The sequence below is a fragment of the Microbacterium sp. NPDC057741 genome (genome assembly GCF_042798735.1).
Taxonomy (GTDB): Bacteria; Actinomycetota; Actinomycetes; order Actinomycetales; family Microbacteriaceae; genus Microbacterium.
Genome location: NZ_JBHVJW010000003.1, coordinates 95,063 through 111,186, shown reverse-complemented (window position 1 = coordinate 111,186; position 16,124 = coordinate 95,063). Strand labels below are relative to the sequence as shown.

At 70.4% G+C, this 16,124-nt stretch carries 14 protein-coding genes and 1 tRNA gene; 8 read left to right on the top strand and 7 right to left on the bottom strand.

The features are described from left to right. Positions 1-104: 104 nt before the first annotated feature. Complete coding sequence (locus tag ACFVDO_RS11500) at positions 105-443, top strand: L-rhamnose mutarotase (protein ID WP_378855482.1); 339 nt, start codon at positions 105-107, stop codon at positions 441-443. A 9-nt stretch (positions 444-452) separates the two neighbouring features. Here the strand turns inward: ACFVDO_RS11500 and ACFVDO_RS11495 are convergent, their stop codons facing one another. Further along, positions 453-1,424 carry a LacI family DNA-binding transcriptional regulator gene (locus tag ACFVDO_RS11495; RefSeq protein ID WP_378855480.1) on the bottom strand — a complete coding sequence of 324 codons (972 nt, stop codon included), beginning with the start codon at positions 1,422-1,424 and terminating at the stop codon, positions 453-455. Positions 1,425-1,513: 89 nt separating this feature from the next. Here ACFVDO_RS11495 and rhaI point away from each other — a divergent pair, with 89 nt between their 5' ends. Genes rhaI through ACFVDO_RS11480 form a run of 3 tightly spaced genes read left to right on the top strand, consistent with a single transcriptional unit; the run spans position 1,514 to position 5,150 of the window. Beyond that, positions 1,514-2,677: an L-rhamnose isomerase gene (gene rhaI / locus ACFVDO_RS11490; protein WP_378855786.1), complete on the top strand. Its 1,164-nt coding sequence runs from the start codon at positions 1,514-1,516 to the stop codon at positions 2,675-2,677. Then, positions 2,674-3,510 (top strand): alpha/beta hydrolase, encoded by an 837-nt coding sequence (locus ACFVDO_RS11485; RefSeq protein WP_378855478.1) that lies wholly within the window; start codon positions 2,674-2,676, stop codon positions 3,508-3,510. The genes rhaI and ACFVDO_RS11485 overlap by 4 nt, the downstream gene beginning before the upstream one ends. After that, a complete protein-coding gene (locus tag ACFVDO_RS11480; RefSeq protein WP_378855476.1) occupies positions 3,507-5,150 on the top strand; it encodes an acyltransferase in 1,644 nt (547 codons plus the stop codon). The genes ACFVDO_RS11485 and ACFVDO_RS11480 overlap by 4 nt, the downstream gene beginning before the upstream one ends. Before the next feature lie 84 nt (positions 5,151-5,234). On the opposite strand, the gene ACFVDO_RS11475 is transcribed toward ACFVDO_RS11480, so the two are convergent. From ACFVDO_RS11475 to ACFVDO_RS11465, 3 genes are read right to left on the bottom strand one after another with little or no spacing between them, the layout of a single operon-like run. Next, positions 5,235-6,317 (bottom strand): Gfo/Idh/MocA family protein, encoded by a 1,083-nt coding sequence (locus ACFVDO_RS11475; RefSeq protein WP_378855474.1) that lies wholly within the window; start codon positions 6,315-6,317, stop codon positions 5,235-5,237. Beyond that, positions 6,314-7,033 carry a cupin domain-containing protein gene (locus ACFVDO_RS11470; RefSeq protein WP_378855472.1) on the bottom strand — a complete coding sequence of 240 codons (720 nt, stop codon included), beginning with the start codon at positions 7,031-7,033 and terminating at the stop codon, positions 6,314-6,316. Before ACFVDO_RS11470 ends, ACFVDO_RS11475 begins: the two co-directional genes overlap by 4 nt. Further along, positions 7,030-8,157, bottom strand: a complete 1,128-nt coding sequence (locus ACFVDO_RS11465) for a Gfo/Idh/MocA family protein (RefSeq protein WP_378855470.1) — start codon at positions 8,155-8,157, stop codon at positions 7,030-7,032. Before ACFVDO_RS11465 ends, ACFVDO_RS11470 begins: the two co-directional genes overlap by 4 nt. 86 nt (positions 8,158-8,243) lie before the next feature. Between ACFVDO_RS11465 and ACFVDO_RS11460 the strand changes: the two genes are divergently transcribed. The 4 genes from ACFVDO_RS11460 (at position 8,244) to ACFVDO_RS11445 (ending at position 13,349) form a co-directional block, all read left to right on the top strand. Continuing rightward, positions 8,244-9,245: a LacI family DNA-binding transcriptional regulator gene (locus tag ACFVDO_RS11460; protein ID WP_378855468.1), complete on the top strand. Its 1,002-nt coding sequence runs from the start codon at positions 8,244-8,246 to the stop codon at positions 9,243-9,245. Positions 9,246-9,314: 69 nt separating this feature from the next. Beyond that, positions 9,315-11,351 carry a bifunctional aldolase/short-chain dehydrogenase gene (locus ACFVDO_RS11455; protein ID WP_378855466.1) on the top strand — a complete coding sequence of 679 codons (2,037 nt, stop codon included), beginning with the start codon at positions 9,315-9,317 and terminating at the stop codon, positions 11,349-11,351. Between the two features lie 172 nt (positions 11,352-11,523). Further along, positions 11,524-12,936, top strand: a complete 1,413-nt coding sequence (locus tag ACFVDO_RS11450) for a rhamnulokinase family protein (RefSeq protein ID WP_378855464.1) — start codon at positions 11,524-11,526, stop codon at positions 12,934-12,936. Between the two features lie 50 nt (positions 12,937-12,986). Then, positions 12,987-13,349 (top strand): GntR family transcriptional regulator, encoded by a 363-nt coding sequence (locus ACFVDO_RS11445; RefSeq protein WP_378855462.1) that lies wholly within the window; start codon positions 12,987-12,989, stop codon positions 13,347-13,349. Here ACFVDO_RS11445 and ACFVDO_RS11440 read toward each other — a convergent pair. From ACFVDO_RS11440 to ACFVDO_RS11430, 3 genes are all read right to left on the bottom strand, one after another. Further along, positions 13,346-14,575 carry an LCP family protein gene (locus tag ACFVDO_RS11440; RefSeq protein WP_378855460.1) on the bottom strand — a complete coding sequence of 410 codons (1,230 nt, stop codon included), beginning with the start codon at positions 14,573-14,575 and terminating at the stop codon, positions 13,346-13,348. The genes ACFVDO_RS11445 and ACFVDO_RS11440 overlap by 4 nt on opposite strands. Before the next feature lie 101 nt (positions 14,576-14,676). Further along, positions 14,677-15,921: an LCP family protein gene (locus ACFVDO_RS11435; protein ID WP_378855458.1), complete on the bottom strand. Its 1,245-nt coding sequence runs from the start codon at positions 15,919-15,921 to the stop codon at positions 14,677-14,679. 21 nt (positions 15,922-15,942) lie between these two features. Continuing rightward, positions 15,943-16,027: transfer RNA gene (locus ACFVDO_RS11430), tRNA-Ser, on the bottom strand. Positions 16,028-16,124 lie beyond the last annotated feature (97 nt).

Here is a 16,124-nt window from a genome sequence, read left to right as displayed (position 1 = left end):
GGTCACTGTGCGTCCCGGAGACGAGCCGGTCCCGGCGACCGTGCGCCGACGAGTACGGTTCAGGTCGGATGCATGATGAGAACACCCCCGGAGAAGGAGCCCCCATGTCCCGCGTCTGCTTCGAACTGCAGGTCCGCCCCGAGCTGCTCGACGAGTACCTCGAGCGGCACTCCCCCGTCTGGCCGGAGATGCTCGCCGAGATCGAGGCATCCGGCAGGCGCAACTATTCGCTGTTCCTCGCCGCCGGCGGGCGTCTTGTGGGCTACTACGAGACCGACGACGACGATGCCGCGCAGGCGTATCTTGCGGCGTCCAAGGTCGCGACCCGCTGGGAGGCCGAGATGGCGCGCTTCTTCGTCGGCCTGGAGGGCCGCCCGGACCAGGCCGCCGTGCGCCTCACCGAGGTGTTCAACCTCGCCGACCAGCGCGCCGCGACGAGCTGATCGCTCCGCTCAGGCCGACTCGCGCAGCACGAGCTCCGGCACGAATCGCACGTGCCGGGGCTCGCCGCCGAGCAGCAGCTCGACCGCGCTCGCGCCGATGTCGGCCGCGGGCTGGCGGACCGAGGTGAGCGGCACGACCGCGGCCGGCGCGAAGTCGATGTCGTCGTAGCCGACCAGGGCCACGTCCTGCGGCATCCGCACGCTGCCCGACATCACCAGCGACTGGATCAGCCCGAGCGCGACCAGGTCGTTGGCGGCGAACACGCCGTCGGGCCGCTCGGCGGCGGGACGCGCGAGCAGTTCTTCGCCGATCCGGCGGCCGTCCTCGACGGTGAGCGTTGGGCTGGGCAGACGCTCCAGTGACGCATCGGATGCCGCGACAGCAGCCTGGGCGCCTGCATGACGATCCCGCACCTGGTGCACGGCCTCGGGTCCACCGGCGAACGCGATACGGCTCCGCCCCTGCGCGATGAGATGCGCCACAGCGAGCCGCCCGCCCTCGACGTCGTCGACAGACACCGACGACAGCGTCGCGTTCTCCGCGTCGCGGTCGACGAGCACGGCAGGGATGCCGCTGTGCTCGAGGTGCTCCAGGATCGCGTCCTCACCGCCGATCGGTGCCACCAGCACCCCCGAGGCGCGCTGCTCGGCGAACAGGGAGAGGTACCGCGCCTCGCGCTCGGCATCGCCGTCACTGCCCGCGACGAGCAGCGACAGCCCCTCCTGCGCGGCGCGCGCCTCGGCGCTGCGGGCGATCGCGGCGAAGAACGGGTTCGCGAGGTCGTGCACGATCAGCCCCAGGCTGCGGCTGCGGCCTGCACGCAGCTGACGGGCAGCGTCGTTGCGCACGAAGCCGAGGTCGTCGATGGCCCGCCGCACGCGCTCGACCGTGGCCGGTGCGACACGGTCGGGCCGATTCAGCACGTTCGACACCGTGCCCACAGACACCTGCGCCGCGGCCGCGACATCCTTCACGCTCACCACTGCGCACCCCCGGAGCTTGACGAGATCATCAGGGGCATCCTATCCTCGAATCAGCCTTTATGAAACGATTCATGGATTGAGCGATGATGACAGAGCTGTCCCCCGACATCCGCGCCGCGCTGGAGCGCCAGTCGATCGAACTCCCGTCCTGGGCGTTCGGCAACTCCGGCACCCGCTTCCGCGTGTTCGGCACGCCCGGCACCCCACGCGACGCCTTCGAGAAGATCGCGGATGCCGCACAGGTGCACAAGCACACGGCGCTGGCGCCGACCGTCGCGCTGCACATCCCGTGGGACATGTGCGACTTCGACAACCTGCGCAGGCATGCCGAGGACCACGGCGTGGCGCTGGGCACCGTCAACTCGAACACCTTCCAGGATGAGGACTACAAGTTCGGCGCCCTCACGCACGAGGACGACGCCATCCGCCTGAAGGCGATCGACCACCACTTCGCGTGCATCGACGTGATGCACGCGACCGGCTCGCGCGACCTGAAGATCTGGCTGGCCGAGGGCTCGAACTACCCCGGCCAGAACGACATGCGCGCCCGCCAGGACCGCCTGCAGGACTCGCTGCAGCAGATCTATGCGCGGCTCGGCGACGAGCAGCGCCTGGTCTTGGAGTACAAGTTCTTCGAACCGGCGTTCTACCACACCGATGTCCCCGACTGGGGGACGAGCTACGCCCAGGTGGCCGCCCTGGGCGAGAAGGCGATGGTGTGCCTGGACACCGGCCACCACGCCCCCGGCACGAACATCGAGTTCATCGTCATGCAGCTCCTGCGCCTCGGCAAGCTCGGCTCGTTCGACTTCAACTCGCGCTTCTACGCCGACGACGACCTGATCGTCGGCGCGGCCGACCCGTTCCAGCTGTTCCGCATCCTGTTCGAGGTCGTGCGGGGCGGCGGGTTGAACAACCCCGACGTCGCCTTCATGCTGGATCAGTGCCACAACATCGAGGACAAGATCCCCGGTCAGATCCGTTCGGTGCTGAACGTGCAGGAGATGACCGCTCGCGCGCTGCTGGTCGACCGCGAGGCGCTCGCCGCCGCGCAGACGGCGAACGACGTGCTCGCCGCTAACGCCGTCTTCATGGACGCCTTCTACACCGACGTGCGGCCGGCTCTCGCCGAATGGCGCGAGTCGCGCGGGCTGCCCGCCGACCCGATGGCCGCGTACGCGGCATCCGGCTACCAGCAGCGCATCGCCGCCGACAGGGTCGGCGGCACGCAGGCGGGCTGGGGCGCATGACCGACCTTCGCTCCGAGGCCGGCGGCCTGGTGCGCGTCTATCCCGCAGGCGACGGTCCGCTGCGCGGCGCCGCACTGGTGTGGGCGCACGGCGGCGGCTTCGTGCACGGCGACCTCGACATGCCTGAGGCGGATGCCGTGGCGCGGATCTTCGCCGCGCGCGGGGCGACCGTGATCTCGATCGACTATCGCCTGGTCGACGAGGACGGGAGCGGATGCTACCCGGCGGGCTCCGACGACATCGTGAGTGCCTGGCGCTGGGCGCTCACCCACGGCGAGGAGCTGGGCGCTCGGCACTTCTTCCTCGGCGGGGCGAGCGCGGGCGCGAATCTCGTCACCGGCGCAGTGCTGCGAATGCTCGGGCACGCGCCCGCCGTGGAGACCGATGCCCTGCCGGACGGCCTGTTCCTCGCCTACCCGACCCTGCTCGCCGAGCAGCCGGCGGCGCCCGCCGAGCTGCGCGCGCTGCTCGATGCGGACCCGGACTCAGACCGGTTCCCCTCGCACTCGGTGCGGCAGATGTACGAGACATACCTCGGCGGCCCGGTCGGCTCGGATGCTCCGATCAGCGCCGTCCCGGGCCTCGCGACGCCCGCGGACCTGGCCGGTTTCCCGCCGGTGATCATGGTGAACGACGAGGCCGACGAGCTGCGCGTCTCGGGCGAGCTGTTCGCCGCGATGCTCGCGGAGGCCGACGTGCCGATCGACGTCTCGACCGAGCCGGGCACCGCGCACGGGCACCTGAACCGGCCGCACGAGCCCGCGTTCATCCCCACCGTCGAGCGCGTGACGGACTGGTTCGCGCAGGTGCTGTCCGAGACGGCACGCGCGTGACCGACACCGCGCCGCGCCGGGTGGACTTCCTGCCCTGGGAGTACGACCCGGCATCCGAAGAGGGTGCGGCGCAGGATGCCCGCCGGCGCGAGCTGACCGCACTCGGCGCGACCATCGGCGAGGGCGTGATGATCGCCTCGAATGCCGCGATCTTCTGCGACGGCCTCACGATCGGCGATCGCAGCTACGTCGCCGCGCTCGCGTATCTGACCGGCGATCTGCGGATCGGCGCGGACTGCTCGGTGAACCCGTTCGCCGTCGTGCGAGGCGAGGTCGCGATGGGCGACGGCGTCCGGGTCGGCGCGCACACCTCGATCCTCGGCTTCAACCATCGCATGGAGACCGACACCCCGGTGTTCACGCAGGGCACCTGGAGCAGGGGCATCACGATCGGCGACGACGTCTGGATCGGCTCCGGCGTGACGATCCTCGATGGCGTCGCGATCGGCGACCACGTCGTGATCGGCGCCGGGGCCGTGGTCACCAAGGACGTTCCGGACTGGGCCGTCGCCGCAGGGAATCCTGCGCGCGTCATCCGTGATCGTCGCGGTGCCGCCGCGGGCGAGAGCGACGACGAGCTGCGCGCGGCTCTGCGCGCCTTCGGCGACACCGCCCGCGCGCAGGCGCCCGCCGTGCTGGCCCGGTGCTTCGAGGACGACGGCTTCGTCGACCGCCCGTCGTCGCTCGTTCAGACGGATGCCGCAGCGGTGCGCCCGTGGTGCGACGCGATCGAGATCGCGGATCTGTTCCTCGGCGGTCCGCCTCCGGGGTTTCAGGCGGAGGAGCTGCTGACCCGGCTGACCGCTCTGCAGGACTCGGAGACAGGGCTCTTCGACGCGGCCGACACCGGCGTCGACCCCGGCTACCACGTGCTGAGCGTGGGCTACGCGATCCGACTGCTCGGCGGTGCGCTCCCGCATCCGATCTCCGCGGTGCACGCGCTCAGCGGCGACGACGCGGCGACCACGCTCGCGCAGCGCCGGTGGAGCGACAGCGCCTGGGGCGACGGCGCGGCCGTCGATCACCTCGCGACGGCCGTCGCGCTCACGGTGGCCGACCACGGCGACCGTCTCGGCGACGGCGGCTTCGGTCCGTACGTCGGGATGCTGGGCTGGCTCACCGCGCACGCAGACCCGGAGACCGGAATGTGGGGGTCTTCCGAGACGGATGCGCTGCGGCTGCAGGCCGTGAACGGCTTCTACCGACTGACCCGCGGTGCATATGCCCAGTTCGGCATGCCGCTGCCGCATCCCGAGGCCGCGATCGACACGGTGCTCGCGCACGCCGCCGATCCGATGCTGGAGACGCCCCAGGGCGTGACCGCGTGCAACATCCTCGACATCGTCCACCCGCTGTGGCTCGCCGCGAAGCAGACCGGCCACCGCCGCGCCGAGGGCGAGACCTGGGCGCGCCGGCAGCTCGTACAGGCGCTCGCCCGCTGGCAGGACGACCAGGGCTTCGCCTTCGCCCCGCTCAGCGATGGCCCGGATGGTGTGCCCGGTCTGCAGGGCACCGAGATGTGGTCGGCGATCATCTGGCTCTTGGCCGACCTCCTCGGGCTGTCGGATGCTCTCGGCTACCACCCGCGCGGCGTGCACCGCCCCGAGCCGCTGATCAGCGTGGGGGTTGCGGGGCGCTGACCGGCCCCCACACGAGAACAGGACAACACCCGAGAACAGGACGCACCCCCGGCATCCGTCCTGTTCTCGGTAAATCTCCTGTTCTCAGCGAACGGTGGGCGCCGCCGCACCCTCCCCCGCCAGCACCCGCGCATCCTCCTGCGCCCGGATGCTCAACTCCGCGGCCATGAACGTGTGCTCCTGCGTCATCGCTGTCCCGGTGCGATCCTGGCAGTCCCGGATCAGCCTCCCGAAGTACGGGAACCCGGTCATTCCGGCCGCGTCGAAGCGGTACTGGCCGTCCTGGTTCACGAGCAGCACCTGGTCGCCGCCGTTGTCGGTAGTGATGTCGATGTACTTGCGCAGCTCGATGTACCCGTCGGTGCCGAGGATCAGTGTGCGCCCGTCTCCCCATGTGCCCAGCCCGTCGGGGGTGAACCAGTCCACGCGCACGTATCCCGTCGTGCCGTTGTCGAGCACGACGTGCGCGTCGCCGAAGTCCTGCAGGCCGGGGCTCTCCGGGTGCGCGTAGTTGGCGACCGTCGCGCTGACGATCTCGCCACCCCGGGCTCCGGTGAAGTGCAGCATCTGCTCGAAGTTGTGGCTGCCGATGTCGCACAGGATGCCGCCGTACCGCTCCGGCTCGAAGAACCAGTCCGGCCGGCCGGTGCCGACCCGGTGCGGCCCGAACGAGGCGACCTGCAGCACCCGGCCGATCGCGCCCTGATCGATGAGCTGCCCGGCCAGCAGTGCGGCCTCCGAGGTCAGCCGCTCGCCGTAGTAGACCGCGAAGATCCCGCCGGTCCGCTCCACGGCCGCCCTCGCCGCGGCCAGCTGCGCGGAGGTCGTGATCGCCGGCTTGTCGGCGAAGAAGTCCTTGCCCGCGTCGAGCACCCGCACCCCGAGCGGTGCGCGGTCGCCGGCGATCGCCGCGCTCGCGACCAGCCGCACGTCGGGGTCGTCGAGCACCTCCTGCTCGGATGCCGCGACCCGCGCCTGCGGGAATCGCGCCGTGAACCGCGCCAGCCGACCGGGATCGGTGTCGAACACCTGTGACAGAGTGCCACCCGCATCCAGCAGCCCCTGCACCATCCCATCGATGTGCGGGTGGTCGAGGCCGACCGCGGCGAACACGAACTCGCCGGGTGAGGCGACCGCCTCGGGCAGAGGGTCGAATGTGAATGTCACCGCGAATGCTCCTGTCCAGAGATGTCATAGGTGCGCAGCAGGCCGCACATGCCGAACCGCCGTTCCTCCGGCGAGGCCTCGGCCTCGTGAACGCGCGCCGCCGCGAGGTGACCGACATCGCCCGCAGCGACCGCGGATGCCAGAGTCAGCGACTCCTGCGCCTGGGCGAGCGGGCCGGTCACCACTAGGTCGACCCATGCTGCGGCGCGCTCACGCACGAGCGCCCCGGCGGCGGCGTGGAATGCCTCCAGCGGCGCCCGATCGCCGTCGAGCACGGCATCCCGCAGTGCCTCGAATCCGGCGACCGCGAGGTCGCGGCGCCGCGCGGCGCGACCGGCCTGCTCCTCCGGGGCGCCCAGCGAAGCCGCCGCGGCGTAGGCCGCAGCATCCGCGACGACGGAGACCGGGAAGGTCATCACGGCATCTCCTGCCTCGGGCAGGCCGGCGTTGCTCATCAGCACGATCACGCGCAGCCCGCCGCGGTTCACCGCACGATGGATCGTGCCCGGCGTGAACCACACCACCGATCCGGCGCTCAGCGGCGTCTCGCGGAACCCGGAGCCGTCGATCGTCTGCAGCGCACCCTCGCCGGCGACCACGAGATACGCCTCGGTCGACACCAGGTGCAGGTGCGGGCTGCCGCCGCAGATGCCGTCGCCGGCAGCATCGTCGTACACATCGAGGTGCGAGACGGACGTCCCGCCCGGGAAGCTCATGACGCCGCCTCGATCAGCGAGCGCTGCTTCTCGTGGAAGTGCGGCGCGCGTGCGACGAGCTGCCCTGCTCGGTGGTACGGGTCGGATGCAGGCAGGGGCAGCGCGACGAACTCGTGCTCGAAGCCGGCCTTGTAGATCGCGGTGACCACCTCGACGGCGTTGCGGCCGTCCTGTCCCGTGACGATCGGGGCCCGGCCTTCGCGGACCGCGGCGAGCAGGTCGCCGATCTGCCCCGCGTGACCGAGGTGCGTGAGCGGCTCGCGCTGCGCCACCAGTGCCTCGATGCGCGTGATGAGTTCGGCGTCGCCGCCGGACTCCGGGAAGCCGTCCGGTCTGGACCGCTCGGCGGCGATCGACCAGGGCTGCGAGATGCGCGCGTTCGCACCCTGGATGACGATCTCCTGCTGCTCGCCGTGGTGCACCACGGAACTGGTCAGCTGCGCGAGCCCGGTGTCGTAGCGCAGCACGGCCACGGACAGGTCCTCGACCTCGGCATTGTCGTGCTGGGTGTTGGCGAGCATCGCGGTGACCTCGACGGGGCGCCCCAGCAGCCAGAGCAGCAGGTCGATGTGGTGGATGGCGTGGTTCAACGTGCAGCCGCCACCCTCCTTCTCCCAGGTGCCGCGCCACCACAGGTCGTAGTACGGCAGGCCGCGCCACCAGGCGGAATCCACCCGCACGTGTGAGATCGGCCCCAACACGCCGGAGTCCACCACGTGCTTGAGGGTCGCGAGGTCCTCGCGGAACCGGTTCTGCGCGACGACCGACAGCAGACGGCCGGAGCGCTCCTGCGCGGCGAGCATCGCGTCGCATTCCTCCAGCGAGGGCGCCATCGGCTTCTCCACCAGCACGTGGATGCCGGCATCCAGCGCCGCGACAGCGAGCGCGGCGTGCGTCGACGGCGGCGTGCAGATGCTCACCATGTCCAGGTCCGCCTCGGCGATCATCGCCGCCGGGTCGTCATAGGCCGCGGCGTCGAGCCCGAACGACTCGGCCTTCTGCGCCGCCCTGCCGGGCAGCACGTCGGCGAGCGCGGCGATCTCGCACTGCTCTCCGAATGCGAGATAGCCGCTGATGTGGGCATCCGCGATCCCGCCGGTGCCGATGATCCCGATCCTGAGCATGATCTCCTCAACTCACTACTACGTATTACTAAATCGTATGGATAGCATTGCGGACAGGTTCCGGGTTCGTCAAGAGGAGGATGCCGATGGGGACGCGCCCCACCAGCCACGACGTCGCGCGGGCGGCGGGCGTCTCCCAGTCGACGGTCTCGTTCGTCTTCACCGGCCGCGCCGGCATCTCCGATGCCACCCGCGAGAAGGTTCTGCGTGCAGCATCCGATCTCGGCTACCGCCCGAACCTCGCCGCCCGAGCCATGCGCACCCGCCGCACGGGCCGCCTTGCGATCGTTGTGCCGATCGCCAGTGCGATCCCACTCACGCTGATCCCGGGCGCGGTGGCGGCCGCCGCGCAGGCCGGCTACGTCGTCGAGGTGGTCAGCCTGCCGCAGGATCCGGATGCCCGCAGCGAGCGCGTCACCGAGGTGCAGGACTCCGGACAGTACGAGGGCGTACTCGCGTTCACTCCGCTTCCGGCATCGGCATCCCCCGCCGACGGGCCGGTGACCCTCGCCGCCGGGGAGTTCGACGAGGAGATGCACGCCACCGGCGAGTTCACCGACGCACAGCCGGTCGCCGCGATGATCGAGCGACTGGCGGACCTGGGCCATCGGCGCTTCCTGCACATCGCCGGCCCCGACCGCTTCCCGTCGGCTCGAGCCCGCCGCGAGGCGTACCTCGAGACCATCGAACGGCTCGGCGTGTCGTCGCTCGGCGTCGTGGACGGCGACTGGAGCGGCGAGGACGGCGAGGCAGCCGTGTCCGCCCTCCCGGACGACGCACGACCGCTCGCCGTGATCGCGGCGAACGACGTGATCGCCACCGGCGCGATCCGTGCCGCCGTCCGCCGAGGCTGGACGCTCCCGGGTGACATGAGCATCACCGGGTGGGACGACCACTTGCAGAGCGCCTTCCTCTCACCGTCGCTCACCAGCGTGCGACAGGACCGCGAACGATTGGGCGCATACTCCATGCAGCGCCTGATCGCGGCTGTCCGCGGCGAGGAGGCGCCGCCCCGCCCCGCCGACCTGCTCACGATTCAGTGGCGGGAGTCGACGGCGGCGCCTGGAGTCCCGCCCCGACGAGCCTGAGGGCCTTGCAATCCGGCATTCGTTCGCCGTATTCTTGAAACGATTCATACGCCGATCGACGGAGCCGTCATGACCAACCCCACCGCCGCCGCCCTGCTCGCCCGCTCGAACCGCCTCGGCACCGACCCGAAGAACACGAACTACGCCGGCGGCAACACGTCGGCGAAGGGCACCGAGACCGACCCGGTGACCGGGCAGCCGGTCGAGCTGCTCTGGGTGAAGGGCTCCGGCGGTGATCTGGGCACGCTGACCGCGCAGGGTCTCGCCGTGCTCCGGCTGGACCGCATGCGCGCGCTCGTCGACGTCTACCCGGGCGTCGACCGTGAGGACGAGATGGTCGCCGCGTTCGACTACTGCCTGCACGGCAAGGGCGGAGCGGCTCCCTCGATCGACACCGCCATGCACGGACTGGTGGATGCCGCGCACGTCGACCACCTGCACCCCGACAGCGGCATCGCGATCGCGACCGCCGCCGACGGCGAGGCGCTCACGACGACGATCTTCGGCGAGAAGGTCATGTGGGTGCCGTGGCGGCGCCCCGGCTTCCAGTTGGGTCTGGACATCGCGGCGATCAAGAGGGCGAACCCGGAGGCCATCGGGTGCATCCTCGGCGGCCACGGCATCACCGCCTGGGGCGACACCTCCGATGAGGCCGAGGCGAACTCGCTGTGGATCATCGACACCGCTGCCGCGTACATCGCCGAGCACGGCGAGGAGCAGCCGTTCGGCGCGGTCCGCGCCGGCTTCGAGGCGCTGCCCGAAGCCGACCGCCAGGCCCGCGCGGCCGCCCTGGCCCCGACCATCCGCGGCATCGCCTCCACAGACAAGCCGATGCTCGGGCACTTCACCGATTCCGAAGCGGTGCTCGAGTTCCTGGCATCCGAGAAGGCCCCCGTGCTGGCCGCGCTGGGCACCAGCTGCCCCGACCACTTCCTGCGCACCAAGGTGAAGCCGCTCATCCTCGACCTGCCGGCCACCGCGACCGCCGAGGAGCAGATCGCGCGCCTGCACGAGCTGCACGCCGAGTACCGCGCCGACTACCAGGCCTACTACGACGCTCACGCGACGTCGGGCTCCCCCGCGATCCGCGGCGCCGACCCGCTGATCGTGCTGATCCCGGGCGTTGGCATGTTCTCCTACGGTGCGAACAAGCAGACCGCCCGTGTCGCGGGCGAGTTCTACCTGAACGCCATCCACGTCATGCGCGGCGCCGAGGCGCTCTCGACCTACGCCCCCATCTCGGATGCCGAGAAGTTCCGCATCGAGTACTGGGCGCTCGAAGAGGCCAAGCTGCAGCGGATGCCGAAGCCGAAGACCCACCAGGGCCGGGTCGCCTTCGTCACCGGCGCCGCATCCGGCATCGGCAAGGCCATCGCCACCCGCCTCGCTGCCGAGGGCGCCTGCGTCGTCGTCGCCGACCTCGACCTCGAGAAGGCGCAGGCCGCAGCATCCGAGCTCGGGAACGCGGATGTCGCGATCGGCGTGGCCGCGAACGTCGCAGACGCGGATGCCGTGCAGGCCGCGCTCGATCAGGCCGTGCTCGCCTTCGGCGGCGTCGACCTGGTCGTCAACAACGCCGGACTCTCGCTGTCCAAGCCGCTGCTGGAGACCACCGAGAAGGACTGGGACCTGCAGCACGACGTGATGGCCAAGGGATCGTTCCTGGTCTCGAAGGCCGCCGCGAAGGTGCTCATCGACCAGAAGCTCGGCGGCGACATCATCTACATCTCCTCGAAGAACTCCGTCTTCGCCGGCCCGAACAACATCGCATACTCCGCCACCAAGGCCGACCAGGCCCATCAGGTGCGGCTGCTGGCCGTCGAGTTGGGCGAGCACGGCGTGCGCGTGAACGGCATCAACCCGGACGGTGTCGTGCGCGGCTCCGGCATCTTCGCCAGCGGCTGGGGAGCCAACCGCGCCGCCACCTACGGCGTCGCCGAGGAGGACCTGGGTCAGTTCTACGCCAACCGCACCATCCTCAAGCGCGAGGTCGTGCCCGAGAACGTCGCCGACGCGGTCTACGTGCTCACCGGCCCGGAGCTGTCCCGCACGACGGGCCTGCACATCCCCGTCGACTCCGGCGTCGCCGCCGCGTTCCTGCGATGAACAGCGCCTTCCCGGCTCCTGAGCGAGGAGCGCAGCGACGAGACGAAGGACCCCGAAGCTCCCAGCTCCCGGCTCCCGAGCGAGGAGCGCGGCGACGAGACGAAGGACCCGGAAGCTCCCCCCTCCCGGCTCCTGAGCGAGGAGCGCAGCGACGAGACGAAGGACGCCCCTCATGACCTCCCGCGCCTTCGCGGCCGTCGACCTCGGCGCCACCAGCGGCCGGGTGATGATCGGCCGCGTCGGCCCGGGAACGCTCGACCTCGAGCAGGTCGCGCGCTTCCCGAACGGGCCGGTACAGCGCGAGGACGGCCTGCACTGGGACTTCGGGGCCCTGCTCGAGCACATCCTCGACGGCATCGCCGAGGCCGTGCGCCGCGAGCCCGCCGTCGAGAGCATCGGCATCGACTCGTGGGCGGTCGACTACGGTCTGCTGCGGGAGGGGATGCTGCTGGCCGAGCCGTTCCATTACCGCGACGATCGCACGGCGCGGGGCGTCGACAACGTGCACGCGGTTGTCCCGTTCGAGCATCTGTACACCCGTAGCGGTCTGCAGTTCCTCCCGTTCAACACGCTGTACCAGTTCGCCGTCGACGAGCGGATGCCGGATGCCGACAGCGCGCTGCTGATCCCCGACCTGCTCGCCTTCCTGCTCACGGGCACTCGGGTCGCCGAGCGCACGAACGCCTCCACGACCGGGCTGCTCTCGGTGCGCACGGGCGAGTGGGATGCAGAGCTCGCGGAGCGGATCGGCGTGGACTCCGGCATCCTGCCGCCCCTCGTCGACGCCGGGACACTGATCGGACGCCTCTCCCCCCGGGTCGCCGCGCGGATCGGCGCCGACCTGCCCGTCGTCGCGGTCGGCTCGCACGACACCGCCTCCGCGGTGGTCGCGGCGCCCCTGCCCTCGCCGGACTCTGCCTATATCTCGTGCGGCACGTGGGGACTGGTCGGACTGGAGCTCGATGCGCCCGTGGTGACGGACGCCGCACGTGCGGCGAACTTCACCAACGAGCTCGGCGTCGACGGCCGCATCCGATTCCTGCACAACGTCACGGGGCTCTGGCTGCTCAGCGAGTGCGTGCGCGAGTGGGAGACGCACGACGGCGCGCCGACCGACCTGCCGGCGCTGCTCGCGCACGCGGCATCCATCGACGGCCCCGTCCCGCTGTTCGCTGCGAACGACCCGTCGCTGGCGGCGCCGGGCGGGATGCCGGAGCGCATCGCCGCCGTACTCCGCGCAACGGGGCAGCCGGTGCCGAAGGAGAGGCCCGCTCTGGTGCGCACGATCGTCGAGTCGATCGCCGCGGCGTTCGCCGATGCCGTCACGACAGCCGCGGAACTGTCCGGTCGCCAGGTGGACGCGATCCAACTCGTCGGCGGAGGGTCGCTGAACGAGCTGCTCTGCCAGGCGACCGCCGAGCGCTCGGGGCTCCCGGTGCTCACGGGACCCGTCGAGGCGACCGCACTGGGCAACGTGCTCGTGCAGGCGCGGGTGGCCGGCTGCTTCGGCGCCGACGCGCCGCTCGAGCAGCTCCGTGCCCTCGTGTCCCGTACGCACCGTCCGCGGCGCTACGAGCCCCGCTGAGCGGCATCTGCGCGCCGCACGCCTGATACGTTCTGCTCAGGAGGTCCCCCATGCCCGAACTCGACATCGCCATCGATCCCCATTCCGCGACGCCGCCGTTCGAGCAGCTCCGCGACGGTCTGCGCGATCGGATCGCGAGCGGTGCGCTGCGGCCGGGCACGAAGCTGCCTCCTGTCCGCACCCTGGCGGCCTCTCTGGGACTCGCCGCCAACACGGTCGCGCGCAGCTACCGCGAACTCGAGGCCGACGGCTTCGTCGAGACGCGGGGACGCGGCGGCACAGTGGTCGCCCCGCAACTGGACGCCCCGCAGCGACACCGGCGGATGCTGGAGCTCACCCGCGAATACGTCGCCGCAGTGGAGGCCCTTGGCGTGGACCGCGCCGAGATCCCTGGGTACGTGGACCGGGTCTAGCGCCCGTTGCCGTTCGAGCAGGTCTGCGCCTCGGCGTTCTGCCCCTTGACGTTCGACGGCAGCTCGACGGCGCCGTCCGTCGCACCCGGGGTGGGCGTCGGCGGGGTCGTGGGCGCGGTGGTCTGCCCCGGGGCATCCACCACCCCCTCCCGCGCTCCGCGCTGATGGGTGACCTGCAGCGGCCGGTTCTCCGCGATCGCCGTCCACATCGTCTCGGCGGAGACCTCGTCGGGAATCACCTTGGCCTTGTCACCGGGGTCGTCGAACACCGGGTACTGCAGGAACACGTAGTCCGATGTCGGCACGTCCTTCAGCGCCAGGCCGACCTGGGCTATCCGCAGCGGGTTGAGGTTGTCGCTGAGCTCGGAGCGCTTCACCCCGATCTCGGCCAGCCGCAACAGCGTGCCGACGTTGCCGAGCACCTCGGCACTGGTCACCTTGCGCACCAGGCTCGACATGTACAACTGCTGGTTGCCGATGCGGCTCAGATCGCTGCCGCCCACCAGACCGTGCCTGGTGCGCAGGAAGTTCAGCGCGTTCAGCCCCTTGAGTGAGTGGGTCCCCGCCGTCAGGTGCAGATTGGTGTTCGGGTCGTCGATCGGCTTCGCCAGGCACACCTCGACGCCGCCGATGGCGTCGGTGATCTCGATCACCCCGCCGAAGCTGAGGGATGCCGCGAAGGTGACCTTCTGGCCGCTCAGCTCGAAGACAGTCTTGGCGACGCAGTTCAGCCCGCCTCGGCCGTACGCCTCGTTCATCGCGGCCCGACTGGTCTGCCGGTGCACTGTGCCGTTCTCGTCGGTGCACTCCGGCTGCGCGACCATCATGTCGCGGGGAAAGCTGACCACGGTGACCCGCCGCGGGTCGTTCGAGACATGCACGAGCAGGTTCACGTCGTTGCGATCACCGGTCTGCTCCTTGTCGTTGCAGCGTTTCCCGAACAGGTGGGCGATGTCCTTCTCGCACTTGTCCAGACCGATGAGCAGCACGTTGAAGCCGCCCTCCCAGGCCCCGATGTCGGGCGGGAGCTCGGCCGGGTCGTCGAGCGCCACGCTGTTCGCCGCGGCTGTGCCCGCCAGGTGCGTGATGACAAAGGCGGCGACACCCATACTGCTGACCAGCAGCACCGCGACGGCGATGCCGACCAGCGACATCAGCTGTCCGAGGGCCCGGGGCGTGCGCTGCGGCCCGTGCCGCAGGATCGGCTTCCGTCTCCTCGAACCCACCAGGTGCACCCCCTGTCGCGGCCCTCGCGGGGTCGGAGGGTAGCCCTCACCTTACCCGCGGGCTCGCCGAAGAAACGCAGCCCCACGCACAGTGACGCGGGTCAGCGCCGGACGTTTCCGTTCGAGCAGGTCTGCTGCGCGGCCGAATTGCCCTTGACCGACGACGGCAGCTGCGCCACGTCGGGGGCGGCGGTGGCGCCCGGGTCGGCGGTCGTCGGCGGCGTGGTCGCCGCCGGGGTGTCCTCGACCACGACACCCTCGTTCTTGGTGTTCTTGTGCGTGATCTCGAGCTGCTTGTTCGCCGAGATCGCCGCCCACATCTGCTCAGCCGCGTCGTACTCCGGAACGACCTTGTTCACGTTGTCCGGGTCCTCGGCGGTCGGGTACTGCACGAACACGATGTCGTTCAGCGGCACGTCCTTCAGGGCGAGGCCGATCTGCACGAGCTTCATCGGGTCGGCGAGTGTCGTGCTGGTGGTGAGATTGTGCACGGCCGTGTCGGCCAGCTTGAGCATCACGGGGATGTTGCCCAGCGTCTCGCTGCTCATCAGCTTGCGCGCCAGGCTCGACATGTACTGCTGCTGGTTGCCGATGCGGCCGAGGTCCGAGCCGTCGCCGACGCCGTGTCGGGTGCGCAGGAACTGCAGCGCCTCCAGCCCGACGACGGTGTGCTTGCCGGCCGCCAGGTCCAGGCCGGTGTACTTGTCCTTGATCGGGTTCGCCAGGCAGACCTCGACGCCGCCGATGGCGTTCGTGATCTCGATCACGCCGCCGAAGGTCACGGATGCCGCGAACTGGATGTCCTCGCCGGTGAGCTCGGTGATCGTCTTGGCGACGCAGCTCAGGCCGCCGTACTCCCAGGCCGAGTTGAGCGGCTGCTTGCTCATCGCCGAGCTGACCTGCCCGTTCTCGTTCTCGCAGGACGGAATGGGGACCATCATGTCTCGCGGAAAGCTGACTGCGGTCACACGCCGCGGCTCCGCGGACACGTGGATGAGCAGGTTCACGTCGTTGAGGGTGCCCTCGCTGTCGCTGCCCTTGCAGCGCTTGCCGAACAGGTGCGCGTACTTGGCCTCACAGGTGTCCACACCGGTGAGCAGCAGGTTGAAGCCGCCCTCGTAGGCGCCGATGTCCGGCGGCACGGCCTTCTGGCCCTCGAGCTCGACGGCGTTCGCCTGCACGGTGGAGGTGAGCCCCAGAAGCACGTAGCCGCCCACCGCGAAGCCGCTGACCAGCACGACGACGGCGAAGATGCCGACGATCTTCAGCAGCTGGCCGACGAATGACGGACTCGTCTGCTGACCATGACGGGCGAGGGGACGCCGCGACGTGCTCGACTCGCTCAATCGGTGCCTTTCGATCTGCTGCGGAGGGTGCGGGATTCGAACCCGCGGAACATCTCTGCTCACTGGTTTTCAAGACCAGCTCCATCGGCCGCTCGGACAACCCTCCCGATCCCGGCCGGGGCCGGACGATCAGGCGTCGAGTCTATCCGGTTTCCACGGAACACCGGATGAGCCGACGATCATTCTCCCGTGCTCACCTGGAG